The 18,605-nt window shown below is 65.1% G+C and carries 19 protein-coding genes; 14 read left to right on the top strand and 5 right to left on the bottom strand.

Going from position 1 to position 18,605, the window contains the following annotated elements; all coding sequences use genetic code 11:
* Positions 1–21 precede the first annotated feature (21 nt).
* Positions 22–1,203 (top strand): acetyl-CoA C-acetyltransferase, encoded by a 1,182-nt coding sequence (locus AQ12_RS15740; protein ID WP_048440860.1) that lies wholly within the window; start codon positions 22–24, stop codon positions 1,201–1,203.
* A 42-nt stretch (positions 1,204–1,245) separates the two neighbouring features.
* On the top strand, positions 1,246–1,983 hold the full coding sequence (gene phbB, locus AQ12_RS15735) for an acetoacetyl-CoA reductase (protein ID WP_048440859.1): 738 nt from the start codon (positions 1,246–1,248) through the stop codon (positions 1,981–1,983).
* Positions 1,984–2,144: 161 nt separating this feature from the next.
* Here the strand turns inward: phbB and AQ12_RS15730 are convergent, their stop codons facing one another.
* The 5 genes from AQ12_RS15730 to AQ12_RS15710 form a co-directional block, all read right to left on the bottom strand.
* Positions 2,145–2,549: a hypothetical protein gene (locus AQ12_RS15730; protein WP_048440858.1), complete on the bottom strand. Its 405-nt coding sequence runs from the start codon at positions 2,547–2,549 to the stop codon at positions 2,145–2,147.
* Positions 2,550–2,655: 106 nt separating this feature from the next.
* Positions 2,656–3,513 carry a L,D-transpeptidase family protein gene (locus AQ12_RS15725; protein ID WP_048440857.1) on the bottom strand — a complete coding sequence of 286 codons (858 nt, stop codon included), beginning with the start codon at positions 3,511–3,513 and terminating at the stop codon, positions 2,656–2,658.
* Positions 3,514–3,549: 36 nt separating this feature from the next.
* On the bottom strand, positions 3,550–3,813 hold the full coding sequence (locus AQ12_RS15720) for a CBS domain-containing protein (RefSeq protein WP_048440856.1): 264 nt from the start codon (positions 3,811–3,813) through the stop codon (positions 3,550–3,552).
* 28 nt (positions 3,814–3,841) lie between these two features.
* Positions 3,842–4,684, bottom strand: coding sequence for a universal stress protein (locus tag AQ12_RS15715; protein WP_048440855.1), 843 nt, complete (start codon positions 4,682–4,684; stop codon positions 3,842–3,844).
* Between the two features lie 125 nt (positions 4,685–4,809).
* Entirely contained in the window at positions 4,810–5,574 is a 765-nt protein-coding gene (locus AQ12_RS15710; protein ID WP_048440854.1) for an SDR family NAD(P)-dependent oxidoreductase, read from the bottom strand.
* A 137-nt stretch (positions 5,575–5,711) separates the two neighbouring features.
* Here AQ12_RS15710 and AQ12_RS15705 point away from each other — a divergent pair, with 137 nt between their 5' ends.
* The 12 genes from AQ12_RS15705 to AQ12_RS22215 are packed head-to-tail and all read left to right on the top strand — an operon-like array spanning position 5,712 to position 18,584.
* Positions 5,712–6,686, top strand: coding sequence for a thiamine pyrophosphate-dependent dehydrogenase E1 component subunit alpha (locus AQ12_RS15705; protein ID WP_048440853.1), 975 nt, complete (start codon positions 5,712–5,714; stop codon positions 6,684–6,686).
* Positions 6,683–7,684, top strand: a complete 1,002-nt coding sequence (locus AQ12_RS15700) for an alpha-ketoacid dehydrogenase subunit beta (RefSeq protein WP_048440852.1) — start codon at positions 6,683–6,685, stop codon at positions 7,682–7,684. The genes AQ12_RS15705 and AQ12_RS15700 overlap by 4 nt, the downstream gene beginning before the upstream one ends.
* The gene (locus AQ12_RS15695) at positions 7,677–8,462 is read left to right on the top strand and encodes an enoyl-CoA hydratase/isomerase family protein (RefSeq protein ID WP_048440851.1); all 786 of its coding nucleotides are present in this window, start codon (positions 7,677–7,679) and stop codon (positions 8,460–8,462) included. Before AQ12_RS15700 ends, AQ12_RS15695 begins: the two co-directional genes overlap by 8 nt.
* Before the next feature lie 3 nt (positions 8,463–8,465).
* Positions 8,466–9,743, top strand: a complete 1,278-nt coding sequence (locus AQ12_RS15690) for a dihydrolipoamide acetyltransferase family protein (RefSeq protein WP_048440850.1) — start codon at positions 8,466–8,468, stop codon at positions 9,741–9,743.
* Between the two features lie 15 nt (positions 9,744–9,758).
* Positions 9,759–10,931: an acyl-CoA dehydrogenase family protein gene (locus AQ12_RS15685; protein ID WP_048440849.1), complete on the top strand. Its 1,173-nt coding sequence runs from the start codon at positions 9,759–9,761 to the stop codon at positions 10,929–10,931.
* A 5-nt stretch (positions 10,932–10,936) separates the two neighbouring features.
* Positions 10,937–12,463: an AMP-binding protein gene (locus AQ12_RS15680; protein WP_048440848.1), complete on the top strand. Its 1,527-nt coding sequence runs from the start codon at positions 10,937–10,939 to the stop codon at positions 12,461–12,463.
* Positions 12,460–13,215, top strand: a complete 756-nt coding sequence (locus AQ12_RS15675; protein ID WP_048440847.1) for a carboxymuconolactone decarboxylase family protein — start codon at positions 12,460–12,462, stop codon at positions 13,213–13,215. The genes AQ12_RS15680 and AQ12_RS15675 overlap by 4 nt, the downstream gene beginning before the upstream one ends.
* Positions 13,216–13,238: 23 nt before the next feature.
* The gene (locus AQ12_RS15670; protein ID WP_048440846.1) at positions 13,239–14,453 is read left to right on the top strand and encodes an ABC transporter substrate-binding protein; all 1,215 of its coding nucleotides are present in this window, start codon (positions 13,239–13,241) and stop codon (positions 14,451–14,453) included.
* 39 nt (positions 14,454–14,492) lie between these two features.
* Complete coding sequence (locus AQ12_RS15665; RefSeq protein WP_048440845.1) at positions 14,493–15,377, top strand: branched-chain amino acid ABC transporter permease; 885 nt, start codon at positions 14,493–14,495, stop codon at positions 15,375–15,377.
* Positions 15,374–17,224: an ATP-binding cassette domain-containing protein gene (locus tag AQ12_RS15660; protein ID WP_082151629.1), complete on the top strand. Its 1,851-nt coding sequence runs from the start codon at positions 15,374–15,376 to the stop codon at positions 17,222–17,224. The genes AQ12_RS15665 and AQ12_RS15660 overlap by 4 nt, the downstream gene beginning before the upstream one ends.
* A complete protein-coding gene (locus tag AQ12_RS15655; RefSeq protein ID WP_048440844.1) occupies positions 17,217–17,927 on the top strand; it encodes an ABC transporter ATP-binding protein in 711 nt (236 codons plus the stop codon). Before AQ12_RS15660 ends, AQ12_RS15655 begins: the two co-directional genes overlap by 8 nt.
* A gap of 24 nt (positions 17,928–17,951) precedes the next feature.
* Positions 17,952–18,584, top strand: a complete 633-nt coding sequence (locus AQ12_RS22215) for a TetR/AcrR family transcriptional regulator (protein ID WP_053076758.1) — start codon at positions 17,952–17,954, stop codon at positions 18,582–18,584.
* Positions 18,585–18,605 lie beyond the last annotated feature (21 nt).

Here is an 18,605-nt window from a genome sequence, read left to right as displayed (position 1 = left end):
GTGCAAACAGGAGCAAGACAAATGGAAGACATCGTCATCGTTTCAGCCGTCCGCACGGGCGTCGGCAAGTTCGGCGGCTCGCTCGCCAAGATTCCGGCAACCGAACTCGGCGCCATCGTGATCAAGGAAGCGCTCAGGCGCGCCAAGGTCGATCCTTCGCAGGTGAGCGAAGTGATCATGGGCCAGGTGCTGACCGCAGGCTCGGGCCAGAACCCGGCCCGTCAGGCCACGCTCAAGGCCGGCCTGCCCAAGGAAGTGCCTGCGCTCACCATCAACGCGGTTTGCGGCTCGGGCCTGAAGGCCGTGATGCTCGCAGCCCAGGCGATTGCCTGGGGCGATGCAGAGATCGTCGTTGCCGGTGGCCAGGAAAACATGAGCGCTGCGCCGCACGTGCTGATGGGCTCGCGCGACGGCCAGCGCATGGGCGACTGGAAGATGCAGGACACCATGATCGTGGACGGCCTGTGGGACGTCTACAACCAGTACCACATGGGCGTGACGGCAGAGAACGTTGCCAAGGCCTACGACATCAACCGCGAAGCACAGGACCAGCTGGCGCTGGGCAGCCAGCAAAAGGCCGCCGCTGCGCAGGACGCCGGCAGGTTCAAGGACGAAATCGTCGACGTGAGCATTCCGCAGAGGAAAGGAGATCCCGTCATCTTCAACACGGACGAGTACATCAACAAGAAGACCAATGCAGAGGCGCTGGCCGGTCTGCGTCCCGCATTCGACAAGGCCGGCAGCGTGACTGCCGGCAATGCGTCGGGCCTCAATGACGGCGCTGCCGCACTGGTGCTCATGAGCGCAAAGAAGGCTGCCGAACTCGGCCTGAAGCCACTGGCAAGGATCAAGTCATTTGGCACGAGCGGCCTGGACCCGGCCACGATGGGCATGGGCCCGGTCCCGGCCACGAAGAAGGCGCTGGAGCGCGCTGGCTGGAAGGCCTCGGATGTCGACCTGTTCGAGCTGAACGAGGCATTTGCGGCGCAGGCTTGCGCGGTGAACAAGGAGCTCGGCATCGATGCGTCCAAGGTCAACGTCAACGGCGGCGCGATTGCGATCGGGCACCCCATCGGTGCGTCGGGCGCCCGCATTCTCGTCACGCTGCTGCACGAGATGCAGCGCCGCGAATCGAAGAAGGGCGTCGCGGCCCTGTGCATCGGCGGCGGCATGGGGGTTTCCCTTGCGGTCGAACGCGTCTAAGTGCAGTTAAATCAACAACGAACAAAACCAGGAGATAAGAAGATGAGCCAGAAAATCGCATACGTCACGGGTGGCATGGGCGGCATCGGTACCGCGATCTGCCAGCGCATGCACGCAGAAGGCTTCAGGGTCATTGCAGGCTGCGGCCCCACGCGCGACCACGCCAAGTGGCTGGCCGAGCAAAAGGAGCAGGGCTACACCTTCTACGCGTCGGTCGGCAATGTCGGCGCGTGGGAGTCCACGGTCGATGCATTCACCAAGGCCAAGTCCGAGCACGGCACCATCGACGTGCTGGTCAACAACGCCGGTATCACGCGCGACCGCATGTTCCTGAAGATGACCCGCGAAGACTGGGATGCAGTCATCGAAACCAACCTGAATTCCATGTTCAACGTGACCAAGCAGGTCGTGGGCGACATGGTCGAAAAGGGCTGGGGCCGCATCATCAACATCAGCTCGGTCAACGGTGAAAAGGGCCAGGCGGGCCAGACCAACTACTCGGCCGCCAAGGCTGGCATGCACGGCTTCACGATGGCGCTGGCGCAGGAACTGGCCAACAAGGGCGTGACGGTCAACACGGTGAGCCCCGGCTACATCGGCACGGACATGGTCAAGGCGATCCGTCCCGACGTGCTCGACAAGATCGTCGGCACGATCCCGGTCAAGCGCCTTGGAAAGCCGGAAGAAATCGCATCCATCATTGCGTGGCTGGCATCGGACGAGGGCGGCTATTCGACCGGTGCTGATTTCTCGGTCAATGGCGGCCTGCACATGGGCTGATGCCGCGTGTCATGCCGGACCCGATCCGGCATCCACCGCGAAGCGGCGACTGCGCCCGATCAGCGATGGATTGCGTATCAAGTCCGCAATGACAACCCAAACAAGAACGCCCGCGACTGCGGGCGTTTTTTTGTGATGCGTCAGGCGTCAGCTTGCCGCGCTCACTCCAGGTCTTCAATCACCAGCTGCCGGTACTTCTGCCCGTACGACATGTTGGCGTTCTTGAGCACCTCCATCACGCGATCGCTGTCCTTGGCGTCCGGCGCGTGCACGAGCAGGGCGTGATGGCCCTGGCTCGCCAGCTTCAGGAAATGCCTGACCGTATCGGCTTCGGTCCCTGCTGACGGCAGCGGAATATCGGCAGTGCCCACCGTGCGAGCGACTTGTTCCTGGATGACCTGCGGCGTGAGCATCGAAATTTCTTCGCCCGACAGGCCGTCGGTCTCCAGCAGGTGGGCGGCATCGCGCGCCTGTTGTTCGGTCGGGAACATCATGAACATGTGACCCGTGGGGTAGAAGACCCCGCCCATCGTCAGCATGCTCGAATCCATGACGAAATTTTTCATTGCAGCTCTCCTTGCGTTATGTGCCCATTAGGGGCTCGCAGGCTCTGCAGCACTGTCAGTTTCGGTGGAAAGGCCGCGTAGGACAGCTTGCCGGTTGCACCCGTTTTCAGCGAGCAGGCGCCACCGGCAGGGCTGGTCGTGCGGGCGGGCGAACATGTGGGATATATGGCGCGGGCGACCACTCGGGTCTGTCGTTGCGAAGGCTGTCCACCACGATGACGTAGCGGCCAGCGCCAGCAACGGGCTCGCGATCGGGCGGCAGCACCCAGTTGGCCTGACCGGTCCTGGCGGCTTCCTCGTAGGCGGCGTCAAGCACGCCATGGTGGTCGAGCAAGTGGTTGAGTGTGGCCGGAATCCGGATGCAGCCCTTGGACTGCGCGGTGCCCAGGCGCCGCTCCAGCAGGTCGGGGTCGGTTGCGTGCATCTGCAGGCGCATGTCCATCACCTTGCCGTCACCCCAGCCTTTGGGCGCGGGCTGCCAACCGAGGTCAAACACGCGCATCCCTTTGGCGCCGTAGCCGCGGATGCCGTTGGTGTTCAAGGTTCCCTCGGAGCGGAAGTCGGGGTTGCGCAAGTCGTGGGCAAAAACGCCAAGGGGCGTCTCGAAATGATCGAAGCTGCCCGCAAGGCCCGTCGAGACGGGCGACGCACCGACGAGTGAATAGTCGCCTTCGCCGGCCCGCCAGAGCAGCAGCACAGCCTGCACCCAGGCGCTGCGATCCACCACGACGATGTATTGCGGCTGGGCGGGCGTGACCTCGGCGCGAAAGAGCGCGCTGTCCGCCAAAGCGGCGTAGCGCTTGACCTCGACGGCCGGAACCTCGATGCGGCGATCGACCGACGCCGCGTAAATTCGCGCTAATTCGGCGGCCGACGGTGACGCCTGGGCCATCGATGGACCCGACGCGATTGCGGCCGCCGCAAGAACGCCCATCCCGAGCAAGGCGCGCAATGTGTTCTTCATGGAATGGGTGATCCGGTTATCGGACGTGGCGTCGTTTCAGGGCTCGTTGCGCTTGATGTAGCCCGGGTGTTCGGGCGGCGGTGTTGCCGGCCTGTCGGTTTCGGTCGCGGGGTCACGCAGCAGGGCGTTGAAAAGATCGCGCTCTGACAGGACACCGATGAGGCGCTCAGGCGTGAGGGCATCCATCACTGCAACGGCGCTCACGCCGTTTTCGCGCATCGCAGCGACGGCCTCGCGCAGCGTCGCCGTTGAGGAAAGCGAGACCAGCGCCTGCGGACGGCACAGGTCGGCGAGGGTCATGGTGTTTTTCCCGTTCACGGCTGCCGTTTCAATGCGCCATCAGGACCGGCATGGTCATGGACTTGAGGATGCTGCGCGACGCACCGCCCAGCACCAGTTCGCGGGCACGGCTGTGCCCATAGCAGCCCATCACGATGAGGTCGGCTTCGAAATCGGACGCGCGCGACAGCAGCATTTCGCCGATCGACTCAGGCTCTGCACCCGGGAAGTGGAATTCGGCCTGCAGGCCGTGCAGGCGCAGGTAGCCTTGCAGGTCGAGATGCGGTCCCTTGATTCGCGGTGTGGGCTCGGCATCCCAGGCGATCACGTGGATCTTGCTGGCCTTGCGCAGCAGCGGCATGGAAGCGGTGACGGCGCGCGCCGCCTCGCGCGTTTCCTTCCAGGCGATCAGCACGGTTTCACCTGCAGGCTTGAAGCCGCCGATGTAGGGAATGATGAGTGCCGGTTTCCCGCTTGCCATGATGACCGACTGGTTGAAATCCGGTGGAACCGAGGTGGCATGGCGTTCAGCCGGATCGGGCTGGCCCAGCACCAGCAGGTCGGCGTACAGCGCTTGCTGCACGAACGCGCCCGAGACCGGAAACTCATCGAGCTGGCTCCAGGCGGGCAGGGGCCCGGGCGTCTTGAGGGCCTGCTCGAAGGCGGCCCGGGCCGTGGCCAGTCGCTCTTCGTCAATCTGCGCGAGGTTCTCGGCGACCGAGCCGGTGATGTCGCCGCCATAGGGCATGTCGGCGATGCACGGCGCGACCGCGTAGAGCGCGCAGACGGCGCTGCCGTGCTGCGCGGCGATGTCCCGTGCGGCCTGCAGGCGAATCGATGAGCCGGATGTGGAGTCGAGGTGCACCAGCACCTGCTTGAGAGCGTCGCTCATGGCATCTCCTTGGAATTGGGTTGACTATCGCGGGAGGTGCCAAAGCCGGACTTGACGAGCATCAAGTGACGGCGGTATTGCACCCCGCAATTTCACCAGCCCCCCGGGGCCACGCAAGTTGCGCGTCAGCGCACGGCGCCCGCCATGGCGCCTCCGTCGATGGTGAACACGGAGCCGGTGCAGTAGCCGGCCTCGGAACCGGCGATGAAACACATCATTGCAGCGACTTCGTCAGGGTCGGCGTAGCGCTGTTGCGGGATGCCTGCCTCAATCGCTGCGCGAACTGCGCCTGGGCTGGCGGGGTTCGCGCCTGCTTCGATGGCTTCCATCATCCGGGTATCGACCGCGCCCGGGCAAACCGCGTTCACGCGGATGTGCTGTGCGGCGCCCTCAATGGCGGCGCATTTCATCAACCCGATGACCGCGTGTTTGCTGGCCACGTAGGGCGCCAGGCGCGCCGAGCCGCGCAGTCCCGCAATCGATGAGGTCACCACGATGCTGCCACCACCGGCGCTTGCCATCGCCGGCATCAGGTGCGCGAGCCCGAGCCAGACGCCCCGCACGTTCACCTGCATGACCCGGTCGAACGCCTCGACCGGCGTCTGGCCAATCAGACCGGCCGGGCCTTCGATGCCCGCGTTGAGGAATGCCTGGTCGATACGTCCATAACGCGCCAGCGCCGCCTGCACGCAGGAGCTCGATTGCTGCTCGTCGGCGACATCGGCAGTCAGGCAAAGGGTATCGCCGCCTGTTTCGCGGGCCAGCTTGTCCAGCCGCGCCATGTCCAGGTCCACGAGCACAACGGCCATGCCGCTTGCGACCAGCCTGCGGGCGCAAGCCTGGCCGATTCCGCCGGTTGCACCGGTCAGCAGGGCTACTTTTTTTGTCATGTCGGTTGTCTCCTCACTGGGTTGATATCCCCGTCCGGCGCTATTGCCTCGTCAGGGTTAACGATAGTATTTGAATATTGACTCAAAAATCAATAGATTCCACAATTGGCTCTCACTTCAGGCGCCGCACACACCTTATGGCCAAGCCAAAACCCGATTCAGCACGGCTCGACACCGCGTCGCCCATGTCCCTGATCGACCTGTACGAGCGCATGCTCCTGGTGCGCGAATGCGAACTGCGCCTGGCCGAGCGTTTCAACGACGGAAAGATCCCCGGTTTCATCCACCTGAGCATTGGACAGGAGGGCATTGCGGCAGGCGTCGCCGGCGCCCTGCGTACCTCAGACACCATCGCCTCCACCCATCGCGGGCACGGCCACGGAATTGCAAAAGGCATGGCGCCAGAGGCGCTGTTCCACGAGATCAGCGGCAACCTTGAAGGCCCATGCCGCGGACGCGGCGGGTCGCTTCACGTCGCTGACTTTTCCGTCGGCATGCTCGGGGCCAACGGCATCGTCGGCGGAGGTATCCCGATTGCCGTGGGCAGTGCGCTGGCGCATGCCCGGCTGGGCAATGGCAATGTGTCCGCCGTCTTTTTTGGTGACGGCGCACTGGCAGAAGGCGTTCTTTACGAGTCCATGAACCTGGCCGCGCTCAAGCGGCTGCCGGTGATGTTCGTCTGCGAGAACAACGGCTGGTCCGAATTCTCTCCCTCGAGTTCCCAGTACGTGGGCACGTTCGAAAAGCTCGCCGCCACCTTCAACATCCCGTACCTCCAGGTCGATGGCAACGACGTCGAAGCCGTGCATGACGCATCGATCAGGCAAGTGGCCCGCATGCGCGCAGGCGAAGGCCCCGCCGCACTTGAATGCCTGACCTTGCGGGTCAAGGGGCACTACGAGGGCGACCCCCAGGTCTATCGCAAGGGCGTCACCGACCCGCGGGCTTCGGTCGATCCGATCGCCGTTGCCCGGCAACGCCTGGAAAAGGCTGGAACGCCGATTGCGCAAGTCGATGCGCGCGTAAAGGCGCAGGTCAATGCAGCGGCTGCTGCTGCCGCAGCCGGCACGCGTCCGGTATTCGAGGAAGCCTTGCAGGGGGTCTACGCATGACCGCGACCAAACCGATCCGCATGGTGCGGGCGCTGAACCAGGCGCTCGCCGATGCGATGCAAGCCGATCCGGCCGTGGTCGTGATGGGCGAGGACATCGGCCTTGCCGGTGGCCCGTTCAATGTCACGCGCGGCCTGCAGGAGCGCTTCGGCGAGCGCGTCATCGACACGCCCATCTCTGAAGCGGCCATCACCGGCGCAGCCCTTGGCGCAGCGCTCAGCGGCCTGAAGCCCGTGGTTGAAATCATGTTCATGGATTTCATCACCCTGGCCATGGACCAGCTGGTCAACCAGGCCGCGAAAGCGCACTTCATGTTCGGTGGGCAAGCCAGTGCATCGATGGTGCTGCGAACGCCGCATGGCGGCGGCCAGAGCGCCGGCCCCCAGCACTCGCAGTGCCTGGAGGCGTGGGTTGCCCATGTGCCCGGCCTGAAGGTGGTCTGCCCCGCCACCCCTGCCGATGCCTACGGATTGCTGCGAGCCGCGATCGACGATCCCAACCCGGTTGTGTTCGTCGAGAACAAGGCGCTCTACGGAATGAGCGGTGTGCTCGATTCGCCCCCCGCAGTGGTGCCCATTGGCAAGGCGCGGATCGCACGAGCCGGCCGCGATGCGAGCGTCATTACCTACGGTGCCATGGTCCATCGCGCGCTCGAAGCGGCAGAACTGCTCGCCGCGCAGGGTATCGAGATCGAGGTGGTCGATTTGCGCAGCCTCCAGCCCTGGGACAAGCAGACCGTGCTGGAGTCGGTGGCGCGCACGCACCGCGTGGTGATCGCGCATGAGGCCGTCATGTCGTTCGGAATCGGCGCGGAGATCGCCGCGACCATCGCGCATGAAGGCTTCGACGAACTCGACGCGCCGGTTCTGCGGGTTGGCGCGCCATTCATGCCCTCGCCGTTCGCACCTTCGCTGGAAGGGCCGTTCATGCCAGCGGCAAAGGATGTCATCGCGGCTGTACACGAACTACTGGGCCAGGGAGAAATTGCAAATGCATGACGAATGGGTGCTCATCGAGCGAAAGGGCGCCGCTGGCGTCATCACCATCAACCGCCCGGACGTGCACAACGCCTGGGGCCGTGAGCAACTGCTGCGGGTCGAGAGCGCGCTGGACCAGTTCGCAGCCGACCCTGCGGTTCACGCGGTGATCCTGACCGGCGCGGGCGAAAAGGCGTTCATCGCAGGCGGCGACATCGGCGACCTCGAATCGCGCCGCAGCATCGACCACTTCAACGACATGGGCGAGATCATCCACCGGGTGTTCCGCCGCTTCGAGACGTACGACAAGGTCACCATCGCCGCCGTCAATGGCCTGGCGCTCGGTGGCGGCACCGAAATCCTGCTGTGCATGGACATCCGCATCCTGGGGGACCATGTGCGGCTGGGCCTGCCCGAGATCAACCTGGGCATGTTTCCCGGTGCCGGCGGCACGCAACGTTTGCTGCGCCAGATTCCCTTGTGCAAGGCCAAGGAACTCATGTTCACCGGCGAGTGGATCAACGCGCAGGAGGCGGTTGCGCTCGGGATCGCCAATCGCGTGGTGCCCAAGGCGAGCGTCATGGACGAGGCGCTGGCCTTCGCGGAAAAGATGGCAACCAAGTCACCGCTGGCCCTGAAGCTGATCAAGCGGGCCTTGCTCAATGGTGGCGACATGCCGCTTGGCGCAGCGCTGGCGTATGAACACAGCCTGATTTCGCTGGCTTTCGAAAGCCAGGACATGCACGAGGGTTGCCGCGCCTTCCTCGAAAAGCGCCCGGCGCAGTTCAAGGGGATATGAAACATGTCCGCTGACCGCCAGCTCGTCCTGCCCAAGCTTGGTCTCACCATGACCGAGGGGTCCGTGGCCGAATGGAGCATCCAGCCGGGAACGCGTTTCACGGCCGGACAAGTGGTCTTCGTCGTCGAGAGCGACAAGGCCGCAGTGGAGTTCGAAGCGCCCGCAGATGGTGTGCTGCACGAAATCCTGGTTCCGGTCGGACAGACCGTTGCGGTCGGGACCGAAATCGGCAAGTGGACGCTTGCAGGCGCAAGCGCCGCCGCTTCGCGCCCGGATGAGGCGCAGCCGCCTGCTGCACCCCCCACGGTAACGCCTGCAGCTACACCTGCAACCACACCTGCAGCAACGCCCGCTGCAGCGACCCCCCCAACGAGGATCATTGCGACGCCGCTTGCGCGCCGCCATGCCTCCAGCGGCAACGTCGATCTGGTCGGCATGACGGGTACGGGGCCGCACGGCCGCATCGTCGCGGCGGATGTCGCTGCTGCCGTGCTGGCGCGCAGTGAAACGACCGCAACCGCCGCCACAAGCCCGGCCGCCAAGGCACCGGGTGTGGCTGCTGCGGCAACTTCAACCGCGGCTGCAACGGCAGCAGGCGTCCTTGTCGCCCCGACGACGAGCCAGCGCACGATGGCAGCCCGGGTCAGCGCCTCCAAGCGCGAGATTCCGCACTTCTACCTGAGCATCGACGTCGACATGGGTGAGCTGTTTGCCTTGCGCCAGTCGCTCAACGAGCTGCCCGACCGCCCCCGCGCATCGGTCACGCATCTGCTCATCGCCGCGGTCGCCCAGGCGCTGCGCATGTCGCCGGACATGAACGCCGTCTGGACCGAAGAAGGACTGCAGCAATTGCCGACCCTCGATGTGGGGCTTGCAGTGGACACGCCGCATGGGCTCATGAGCCCGGTCGTGCGCGACCTGGGCCAGCAGTCGTTTTTTGGCATCGTGCGTCGGGCAGATGAGGTGATCGGGCGTGCCCGGACCGCCTCGCTGCGCGCCGCCGATGTGCAGGGTGGCGCGATCACCATCTCGAACGCAGGCATGCACGACGTGCGTTACATGAGTTCGATCATCGTGCCGGGCCAAAGCGCCATTCTCGGCGTGGGCAGCGTGCAGTCGTGCTTCAGGCCCGATGCCGAGGGCAGGCCGGTCCTGCGCCGCGAGCTCGGCCTCGTCCTGTCAGCCGACCACCGCATTCACACGGGCGTCTCGGCCCTCACATTTCTCAACCAGCTCAAGTCCATCCTGCAGCGACCGCTGCAGCTGTTGGCAGGTGCCTAGCCGCAAGGAGTCCACGTGAATTTCGATCTCAATGACGAACAACGGATGATCAAGGAGACGGCGCTGCGCGTCGGCGCCGACTTCGGTCTGGACTACTGGCGGGCCAAGGATGCGGCGCACGCGTTTCCCTCGGAGTTGTGGCAGGCCGTCTGCGACACCGGCCTGTGCGGCATCGCGTTGCCCGAAGCCTACGGGGGCTCGGGTCTGGGCATGCTCGAACTGGTGATCGCGATCGAGGAACTGGCGGCAGCCGGCGCCGGATCGACCCTGGGTCAGTTGTTCATCCTCAACCCCGTATTTGGTGGCGTGGCGCTTGCCGAGCATGGCCAGGAAGCTGCGCGCCGCGAGTTTCTTCCAAAGATGGTCTCGGGCGAGATGCGCTTTTGCATGGCGCTGACCGAGCCGGACGCCGGCATCAACACCACCAGCATCAAGACTTTCGCGACCCGCACGTCGTCGGGCTGGAAGATCAACGGACGCAAGATCTGGATCACGGCAGTGCCCGATTCGCACAAGATGCTGGTCGTGGCGCGCACCCAGAAGATCGAGGATGTCGAGCGCAAGACGCATGGCATCTCGCTGTTCATGATCGACACGACGCGCAAGGGCCTGAGCCACACCCCGATCGACAAGCTGGGCACCCACACCCTCAGCTCGAGCAGCGTGTTCTTCGATGATGTCGAAGTGACCGAAGATGAACTCGTCGGCACCGAACACATGGCCTGGGTGGAATTGTTCGACGTGCTCAATACCGAGCGGCTCGTGACCACCGCTGCTGCGCTGGGTTCGGCGCGGCTTGCCATCCGGCTGGGCGTGGATTACGCCAACCAGCGAAAAGTGTTCGGCAACAAGGCGATCGGCAGTTACCAGGGCGTGCAGTTTCCCCTGGCCGAAGCGCACGCGATGCTGTCGTGCGCGCGCGAGATGAACTTCAAGGCGGCCTGGCTGTGCGACAACAAGCGCCCCTATGCGAGCGAAGGCAACACAGCCAAGTACCTGGCGGCAGAGGCGCTCGCGCAGGCCACCGAACGCGCCATGCACACCATGGGCGGAATGGGCTTCGCGCGTGAGAGCCATGTCGAACGCCTCTGGCGCGATGCGCGCCTGTCGCAGTTCGCGCCGGTGCCGCAAGAGATGATCCTGAACTTCATTGCCATGTACGACCTGGGCATGCCACGGTCTTACTGACAGCCATGGTCAACCTCTCCAGCTTCATACGCTTCCACGCGCAACGCACGCCGGACAAGACGGCGCTGGTGTACGGCGCGCAGCGCATCTCTTACGCGCAGTTCCTGGGCCGTATCGAGCGGCTCGGTGGCTGGCTGCTCCAGCAGGGCGTAGGCCCCGGCGACGTGGTGGCGGTGCTGATGAAAAACAGTGCTGCGTTCCTGGAGATCGCGTTTGCCACCAGTCACGTAGGCGCGGTGCTGCTGCCGGTGAACTATCGCCTGTCGGCTGACGAGGTTGCCTACATCGTGGGCGACGCCGGGGCGCGGCTGCTGCTCGTTGACGAGGACCTGCTGTCCCGGGCGGGCGGCGCCGATCGCGTCGTCGCGGTCGATGCGCAGGCGCAGCAGGACATGGGCCGGTTGACCGGGGACTGCGCGCCAGTGCAGGCGGTTGCCCGCAAGCCCGATGACCTGATGCGGCTGATGTACACGTCAGGCACCACGGCGCGTCCCAAGGGCGTGATGCATTCCTACGAGAATTTCTACTGGAAAAACGCGGCTCACCAGATGGAGTTCGAGCTGTCGCCCGAGACCCGCCTGCTGGTGGCGCTGCCGCTCTACCACGTGGGCGCCTACGACCTGCCGGGTGTCGCGGTGCTGTGGTGCGGCGGCACCATCGTGCTGCACCGCGACTTCGACGCGCAGGCTGTGCTCGCCGCCTTCGATGCGCAGCGCATCACCGGGGCGGCCATGGTTCCGGTGATGACCGGGATGCTGCTGGCCTGCGAAGACCGCGATCGCTACGACGTTTCCTGCCTGCGCTGGATTTGCGGCGGCGGCGAGAAAACGCCGGAGTCGCGCATCCGTGCCTTTTCCGAATACTTCCGCAATGCGCGCTACATCGATGCGTACGGCCTGACCGAATCGTGCAGTGGCGACACCTTCATGGCGGCAGGCCGCGAGATCGAGAAGATCGGCTCCGCCGGGCGCGCGACGCTGCACCTGGAGATCCAGATTCGTGAAGTCGACGGCACGGTGTTGCCCGCCGGACAGACCGGAGAAATCTGCCTGCGCGGCCCGAAGATCACACGCGGCTACTGGAACGATCCCGAGAAGACGCAGGCTTCGTTTTACGGCGACTGGTTTCGCACCGGTGACGCGGGGCATCTGGACGCTGAAGGCTTTCTGTTCCTCACGGACCGCATCAAGGACATGATCATCTCGGGCGGCGAGAACATTGCATCGTCCGAGGTCGAGCGCGTGATCTACCAGCTGCCGCAGGTGCGCGAAGTCGCGGTCATCGGCGTGCCGGATGCGCATTGGGGCGAGCGGCCGGTGGCGATCGTGGCGCTCAACCCCGACACCGCGCTTGATTTGCAGGCGCTCACCGAGCACTGCCGCGTGCATCTGGGCGGCTTCAAGGTCCCCAGGGAGTTGCAGCTGGTCGAGAGCCTTCCGCGCAACGCCACGGGCAAGGTTCTCAAGCGCGAACTGCGCCGCCTGTTCGCCGGGCAGGCAGCGGCCAACGCAGCGAAGGAGGCCGGTCAATGACCCAGGACAACGCCGGGCTGAAGGCCCGCTTCATCGCCGCACGCGGGTACTGGGATGCGGGCAGCGAAGCGCTGCTGGCGCTCGATGCGGCATTCTTCGCGCACGCGGTTCGCCTGGCCGAAGCGCCGGTTGCGTCCGGCGCGCTCTCGCCCAGGCTGTGCGCGCTCATGCGGCTGGCATTCGACGCCTCCGTGACGCATCTGGACGAGGCAGCCGTGCAGCAGGACGTCACGCACGCGCTGCAGCTGGGTGCTACGCCCGAAGAAGTGCTCGAGGTCTGTCACCTGACCGCCGTGCTGGGAATCCACAGCTGCTCGGTTGGCGTGCCGATGCTGGCGCAGGAACTGCAGGCCCTGGGTCGGCAAGGCGAGATGGGCCCGGCGCAAAACGACACCCGGCGCGAGGACCTCAAGCAGGACTTCATGCGCCAGCGCGGCTACTGGAGCCCGCTGTGGGATGACCTGCTGCGCAATTCGCCCGATTTTTTCGAGGCCTACACGGCTTATTCCTCGCACCCCTGGTCAGCTGGCGTGCTGGAGCCCAAGGTCAAGGAATTCGTGTACATCGCCATCGATGCAGCCACGCATCACCTGTTCGAGCCGGGCCTGCGCATCCACATCCGCAATGCCCTGGGGCACGGTGCGAGCGCTGCCGAAATCATGACCTTGCTGCAGCTCTTGAGCGTCGAGGGCCTGCGCAGCAGCGCCCTGGGCGCGCGCGTGCTGCGCGCATCTCAACCCTCCCGTGAATGACGGGTCCACTCTAGGAGACAACCATGACCACCATCAGAACCACTTTCGCACTGACCGCCTGCGCGGCCGCCCTGCTGGCCTCGCAGCCGGCGCTGGCCCAGCAGCCGCCCATCAAGCTCGGCCTCACCGCAGCACTGACGGGGCCTTTCAATGAATTCGGCGAGGGCATCCGCCGGGGTGCAACGCTCGCAGTGGAAGAGTGGAACCGCAAGGGCGGCGTCAATGGCCGCAAGGTCGAACTCGCTGAAGTGCTCGACGACCAGCTGGTGCCCGATCGCGCGGTGCAGAACATGCGCCGCATCCTGGACAACAAGGAGATCGTGGGCATCATCGCGCCCGCAGGCAGCGGTCCGGTGCTCGCAACAGTGGACATGGTCGAAGCCGACGGCCGCCCGATGTGCAACCCGATGGCACAGTCGCCCACGATCACCTATCCCAAGGGCACGGCCCAGCCGCCGCGCAAGAACGTGTTCTCCATGGCCATCACCAACGCGGCCGAGTCCCGCCGCCTGGGCGAAGTGCTGGCGCGTTCGTACAAGAACGTCGGCATCCTTCATGAGAGCACGGCCTACGGCACGACCGGCGCAGAACTCGTCAAGAAGGCCGTCAACGAAGTCAAGGCCGATGTGAAGGTCAACACCGAGTCGTACAACCAGCGTGCCCAGGACATGACTGCGCAGATCGTGCGCCTGCAGCGCGCCGGCGTCGACAGCGTGCTGGTCATCGGCCTGGGCGCGGACTTCGCGCTCATTCGCAAGAACATGAGCCGCCTGAACATGAACGTGCCGATCTACGGCACCAACGGCGCAGCCACACCGCCTTATATCGAAGGCGCCGGCGACCTCGCCACCGGCACGCGCTCGGTCAGCACGCTGACCTTCGGCCATCGGCCGATGCCCGAGACGTCCAGGCGCTTTGTCGATGCCTACCGCGCCAGCCACGGCACCGACCGCTGGTACGGGCCTGATGCGGCCAACCCATCCATCTCGATGGCGTCCGTCGTGGGCACCAGCTATGACTGCGTGAATGTGCTGCTCGACGGCATGCGCCGCGCCGGCTCCACCGAAGCCGCCGCGGTGGTGCGTGCGATCGAGCAGACCAAGGACCTGCCGGGCGCCTCCATCGGTGCGATCAACTTCTCTGCGACACAGCATGAGGCACTGCGACCGCAGGACCTGGGCTTGTTCCAGATGGTCAAGCGCAACGATCGCGTCGTGCTGGAACTCGTGAAGGAATAAGACAGCGGCGCGCCCCGGCGCGCCACGTCAAGGACGCCCATGGACTTCCTGCTCTCACTCCTGATCGCCGGCGCAAGCGTCGGCTCGGTTTACGCCCTGGTGGCCGTGGGCCTGAACTTCACGTTCTGGACCACCCGCACGCTCAACTTCGGTCAGGGCGCGGTGATGATGATCTGCGCCATCGCGACCGCCATGCTCGCATCCAGGGGCATGGGCCTGTGGAGCTCCGCGCTGGTCGCCATCACCATCGTTGCGGGTGTCGGGGTGATGGTGGAACGTCTGGCGGTGCGACCTGCCCTGAAAGCGGCCGGAAGCCTCGGATGGGTGATCTCCACGCTAGGCTTCGGCATCTTGCTGCAGGGCATTGCGGCCAAGCTGTTCGGCTCGCAGGCACTGCCATTTCCGGAGCTGCTGTTTCGCGCTTCCGATGTGGTGAGCGTCGGCGGACAGCCGCTGTCGCTGCAATACGCAGCCATCTTCGTTGTCTCCGTGACGATCATCGGCGCGCTCGAACTGCTGATGCGCCGCACCGTGATGGGCTCGGCGGTGCGGGCGGTTGCGCAAGATGCGGAACTGGGCGAGGTGCAGGGACTGCCCGTGAAATGGATCGTCTCCGGCTCGTTCGTCGCCTCCAGCGTGCTGGCAGGTGTCGCAGGAATTCTGGTCGCGCAAATCGGGGGCACCATCGATCCGGCATTCGGCTTCGAACTGGTGCTCTTCGGATTTGTCGCTGCGGTGGTTGGGGGCATGGGCAGTTCGGCCGGTGCGCTCGTGGGCGGGATCGGCGTGGGCATCCTGAGCAAGCTGGTCGGTGGTTACGTCTCGACGGCTGCCGAGCACGGCATTGCGTTCGCGGTGCTCGTGCTCATGCTGGCGATGCGACCCCAGGGCCTGTTCGGACGGGCAGAGGTGATGAAGGCATGACCGACGTAACTTCCAACACGGCTGCGCGCGCTGTCGCCGCACTGCCGTTTCGCGAGCGGCTGACCCGGATCGTGATGCATCCGGTGACCCTGACGGTCATCGTGCTGGGCCTGCTTGCCGCTCCGGCGGTCATGGGCAACGCCAACGTGCAGATCCTGGCATTCGCGCTGGTGTCGATCATCTTTGCGCAGAGCCTGTTCGTGCTCACCGGCCTGGCCGGCCAGATTTCGCTGGGCCATGCGGCGTTCTTCGGCATCGGCGCCTACGGCTCGGCCCTGTTGACCAAGTCGCTTGGGCTCAGCCTGCTGGTGTCGGTGCCCGGTGCCGCGGTTGCCGGGGCGCTGGTGGCTTTCCTGCTGTCGTTTCCGGCCGGTCGCGTGCGCGAGGTTTACCTGGCCATGATGACGCTGGGATTCGGCCAGATCTTCTTCGAGGTGGCTCGCGAGTGGACCAGTCTGACCGGCGGCGTCGGTGGTTTCAGCGGCATTCCATCGGCCGGCCTGCGCACGCTGTCCGTGCTGGGCATGAAGCTGGAAGAGGGCAACTTCTTTCGCGTGCTCGTGATTGCCACGGTGTGTGTCCTGCTGGTGGTACGCAACCTGTCGCAAAGCCGGTTCGGCCGCGCACTGTGCGCGCTTCACCACAGCGAGTTTGCTGCCGGCAGCGTGGGCATCGCACGGGGCAGTTCGCGACAGTTCGCCTATGCCGTCAGCGGCGCGCTTGCCGGGCTTGCGGGTGCTTTCTACGCGCATCTGGTCGGCTATATCGGACCCGACAGCTTCGGTGTCTCGCGCTCGATCGATGTGCTGGTGGTTTCCATCGTCGGCGGCATGCTCAGCAGCGCGGGCCAGGTGGTCAGTGCCTTGTTCTTTGCATTCCTGCCGCAGCGTCTGCAGGGGTTCGCCGAGTACCAGTACATCGTGTACGGCGTCATCCTGGCGTTCTCGCTGATCGTGCTGCCCAAGGGTGTGGGCGGATTGCTTTTCTCGCCTCCGCGATTTGTCAGGCCCGGCGTGTTGCGCGAAGTGGGCGACAGGAGCGAAGACATTGCGACGCAGGCCGCCAGCCAGGGCGGGGAGTCGCTGTCCGTGCGCGATGTGACGATGCGGTTCGGCGGCCTGACGGCCCTGGAAAAGGTTTCGCTGGAGATCAAGGCTGGGCACATCACTGCGCTGGTCGGCCCCAACGGTTCGGGCAAGAGCACGCTGGTCAACGTGATCAGCGGCATCTACCGGCCGACCGAAGGGTCGGTGGTGCTCGACGGCCGCGACGTCACCGGCATGGCCGACTACCAGATGGCCGCGCAGGGCGTGGTGCGGACATTCCAGGACCCCCGGCTGATTCCCCATTTCACGGTGCGCGAAAACCTCATGCTCGGTGCTCACCGCAGTCTTCGCTATGGGTGGATTGACGCCGCGCTTTCGCTGCCGCGCGCCCGTTCTGCCGAGCGGCGCGAGCTGGCCCGGTGCAATGCCGTGCTCACCTTGCTGGAGCTCGATTCGCTGGCTGATGTGGTCGTGGAGAGCCTGCCGTACGGGCATAGACGCATGGCCGAGCTGGGACGCATGCTGCTGGCCGGCCCGCGCATCCTGATGCTCGACGAGCCGGCGGCGGGCCTGACAGAGGTCGAGATGGCGCGTTTGTCTGCAGTGGTGATGCGCCTGAAGGCGATGGGGCTGTCGGTGCTGCTGATCGAGCACCACATGGATTTCCTGGCCAACCTGGTCGATGACGTGGTGGTCCTGGACAGCGGACACATCATCTATCGCGGCGACATGGAGGGCATGCGCAAGGACCCCGAAGTGATCGCCGCCTACCTTGGCGATGAGGTGACCGGACATGCTTGAGATCCAGGGCGTCACAGTCAACTACGGCGCGATCCAGGCCCTGTCGGGCGTATCGCTGACGGTTCCATCGGGGACCAAGACCGCCATCCTGGGTGCCAACGGCGCTGGCAAGTCGTCGCTGCTGCGGGCCATCTCGGGTCTGACGGGCGGCTACGGCGGAAAAATCCGCTTCGATGGTCAAGACCTCGGGCCGATGTCGGCCACGGAGCGCGCGCGTCTGGGCATTGCGCACGCCATGGAGGGCCGCCGGCTCTTCAAGCAGCTCACGGTGCAGGAAAACCTCGAACTGGCCTGGAGCTTCGGGCGGCGCGGCACGCCGCTGAAATCGGCGCTCGATGAGGTGTACGGCCGCTTTCCGATTCTTGGGGAGCGATCGCGCATCGCTTGCGGCCTTCTGAGCGGCGGGCAGCAGCAGATGCTCATCCTGTCGTGCACCACCGTTCGCTCGCCAAGGCTCTTGCTGCTCGATGAGCCGTCGCTCGGGCTGGCGCCCATCATCGTGACCCAGATCTACGAGTTCATCGATGAGTTTGCGCGGTCGTCCGGGGTGACCGTCGTGCTCACGGAGCAGATGGCCATGCTGGCGCTCAAGGCTTCGCACCACGCAGTCGTGCTGCGCCGGGGCACCGTGGCGCTGGAGGGCGCCAGCGCTGGATTCCTGGAGCGAGGGGCGTCCAGCGAGTTGTCGGCGGCCTACTTATGATCCGTGTGACATGAGCCGCAACCCATGAGCCGCGACAGCGCAGAACTACTCTCGACATCCCCGGAGCTTGCGCCCCGAAGGAAGTCCGACCTGACGCGCGAGCGCCTGATCCTGGCAGCAGCCAAAGTCGTGGGGCGCCTGGGTTACGACAAGGCCTCGTCGGCCCGCATTGCGCAAGAGGCTGGCATTGCCGCAGGCGGTCTGTACTACCACTTCGAGAACCGGCAGGCGCTGCTCGAGGAATTGCTGCCGACGCTGGGCAAGCACATGGTGGCATTCGTGGTTGAGCGTATCGCCCCCATGTCCTGGGGACTGGACCGCGAAGTTGCGGGCTTTCGGGCCTATCTCGAATATCTCGCCGATAACCCGGAGTTCTACCGGGTGTTTACCGAGGCTCGGGTGTACGCGCCGGCGGCATACGCGCGCAACTTTGCCGCCACCTTGCGCGACTTCGAAGGTGCGCTTCGGGCGCAGCGCCGCCATGGCTTCCTGAAGGCGAGGGAAGAAGACCTTCCGCTGGCGGCCCACTTCCTGACGGGCATCCGCAACTACGTGTCGCAGATGTACTTCGACGCGAACCCGCCGCGGTCGATGAACGTCGATGACGCGGTGAACCTGTACAGGCAGCTGCTTTCCGAAGGCCTGTTTCGCACCTGACTTCATTTGCGTGGCGCCTTC

The sequence above is a fragment of the Caenimonas sp. SL110 genome, from assembly GCF_001044395.1.
Lineage (GTDB): Bacteria > Pseudomonadota > Gammaproteobacteria > Burkholderiales > Burkholderiaceae_C > Ramlibacter.
Note: the sequence above shows the minus strand (reverse complement) of the source record. Positions and strands in the feature narration are given on the sequence as shown.

Excerpts from the sequence above, each read along its gene's own strand:
- AQ12_RS15660 (WP_082151629.1), top strand. The coding sequence starts at position 15,374 with ATGACCGACGTAACTTCCAACACGGCTGCGCGCGCTGTCGCCGCACTG.
- AQ12_RS15740 (WP_048440860.1), top strand. The coding sequence starts at position 22 with ATGGAAGACATCGTCATCGTTTCAGCCGTCCGCACGGGCGTCGGCAAG.
- phbB (WP_048440859.1), top strand. The coding sequence starts at position 1,246 with ATGAGCCAGAAAATCGCATACGTCACGGGTGGCATGGGCGGCATCGGT.
- AQ12_RS15720 (WP_048440856.1), bottom strand. The coding sequence starts at position 3,813 with ATGACCCTCGCCGACCTGTGCCGTCCGCAGGCGCTGGTCTCGCTTTCC.
- AQ12_RS15670 (WP_048440846.1), top strand. The coding sequence starts at position 13,239 with ATGACCACCATCAGAACCACTTTCGCACTGACCGCCTGCGCGGCCGCC.
- AQ12_RS15680 (WP_048440848.1), top strand. The coding sequence starts at position 10,937 with ATGGTCAACCTCTCCAGCTTCATACGCTTCCACGCGCAACGCACGCCG.
- AQ12_RS15705 (WP_048440853.1), top strand. The coding sequence starts at position 5,712 with ATGGCCAAGCCAAAACCCGATTCAGCACGGCTCGACACCGCGTCGCCC.
- AQ12_RS15725 (WP_048440857.1), bottom strand. The coding sequence starts at position 3,513 with ATGAAGAACACATTGCGCGCCTTGCTCGGGATGGGCGTTCTTGCGGCG.
- AQ12_RS15730 (WP_048440858.1), bottom strand. The coding sequence starts at position 2,549 with ATGAAAAATTTCGTCATGGATTCGAGCATGCTGACGATGGGCGGGGTC.
- AQ12_RS15695 (WP_048440851.1), top strand. The coding sequence starts at position 7,677 with ATGCATGACGAATGGGTGCTCATCGAGCGAAAGGGCGCCGCTGGCGTC.
- AQ12_RS15655 (WP_048440844.1), top strand. The coding sequence starts at position 17,217 with ATGCTTGAGATCCAGGGCGTCACAGTCAACTACGGCGCGATCCAGGCC.
- AQ12_RS15700 (WP_048440852.1), top strand. The coding sequence starts at position 6,683 with ATGACCGCGACCAAACCGATCCGCATGGTGCGGGCGCTGAACCAGGCG.
- AQ12_RS22215 (WP_053076758.1), top strand. The coding sequence starts at position 17,952 with ATGAGCCGCGACAGCGCAGAACTACTCTCGACATCCCCGGAGCTTGCG.
- AQ12_RS15715 (WP_048440855.1), bottom strand. The coding sequence starts at position 4,684 with ATGAGCGACGCTCTCAAGCAGGTGCTGGTGCACCTCGACTCCACATCC.
- AQ12_RS15710 (WP_048440854.1), bottom strand. The coding sequence starts at position 5,574 with ATGACAAAAAAAGTAGCCCTGCTGACCGGTGCAACCGGCGGAATCGGC.
- AQ12_RS15675 (WP_048440847.1), top strand. The coding sequence starts at position 12,460 with ATGACCCAGGACAACGCCGGGCTGAAGGCCCGCTTCATCGCCGCACGC.
- AQ12_RS15690 (WP_048440850.1), top strand. The coding sequence starts at position 8,466 with ATGTCCGCTGACCGCCAGCTCGTCCTGCCCAAGCTTGGTCTCACCATG.
- AQ12_RS15665 (WP_048440845.1), top strand. The coding sequence starts at position 14,493 with ATGGACTTCCTGCTCTCACTCCTGATCGCCGGCGCAAGCGTCGGCTCG.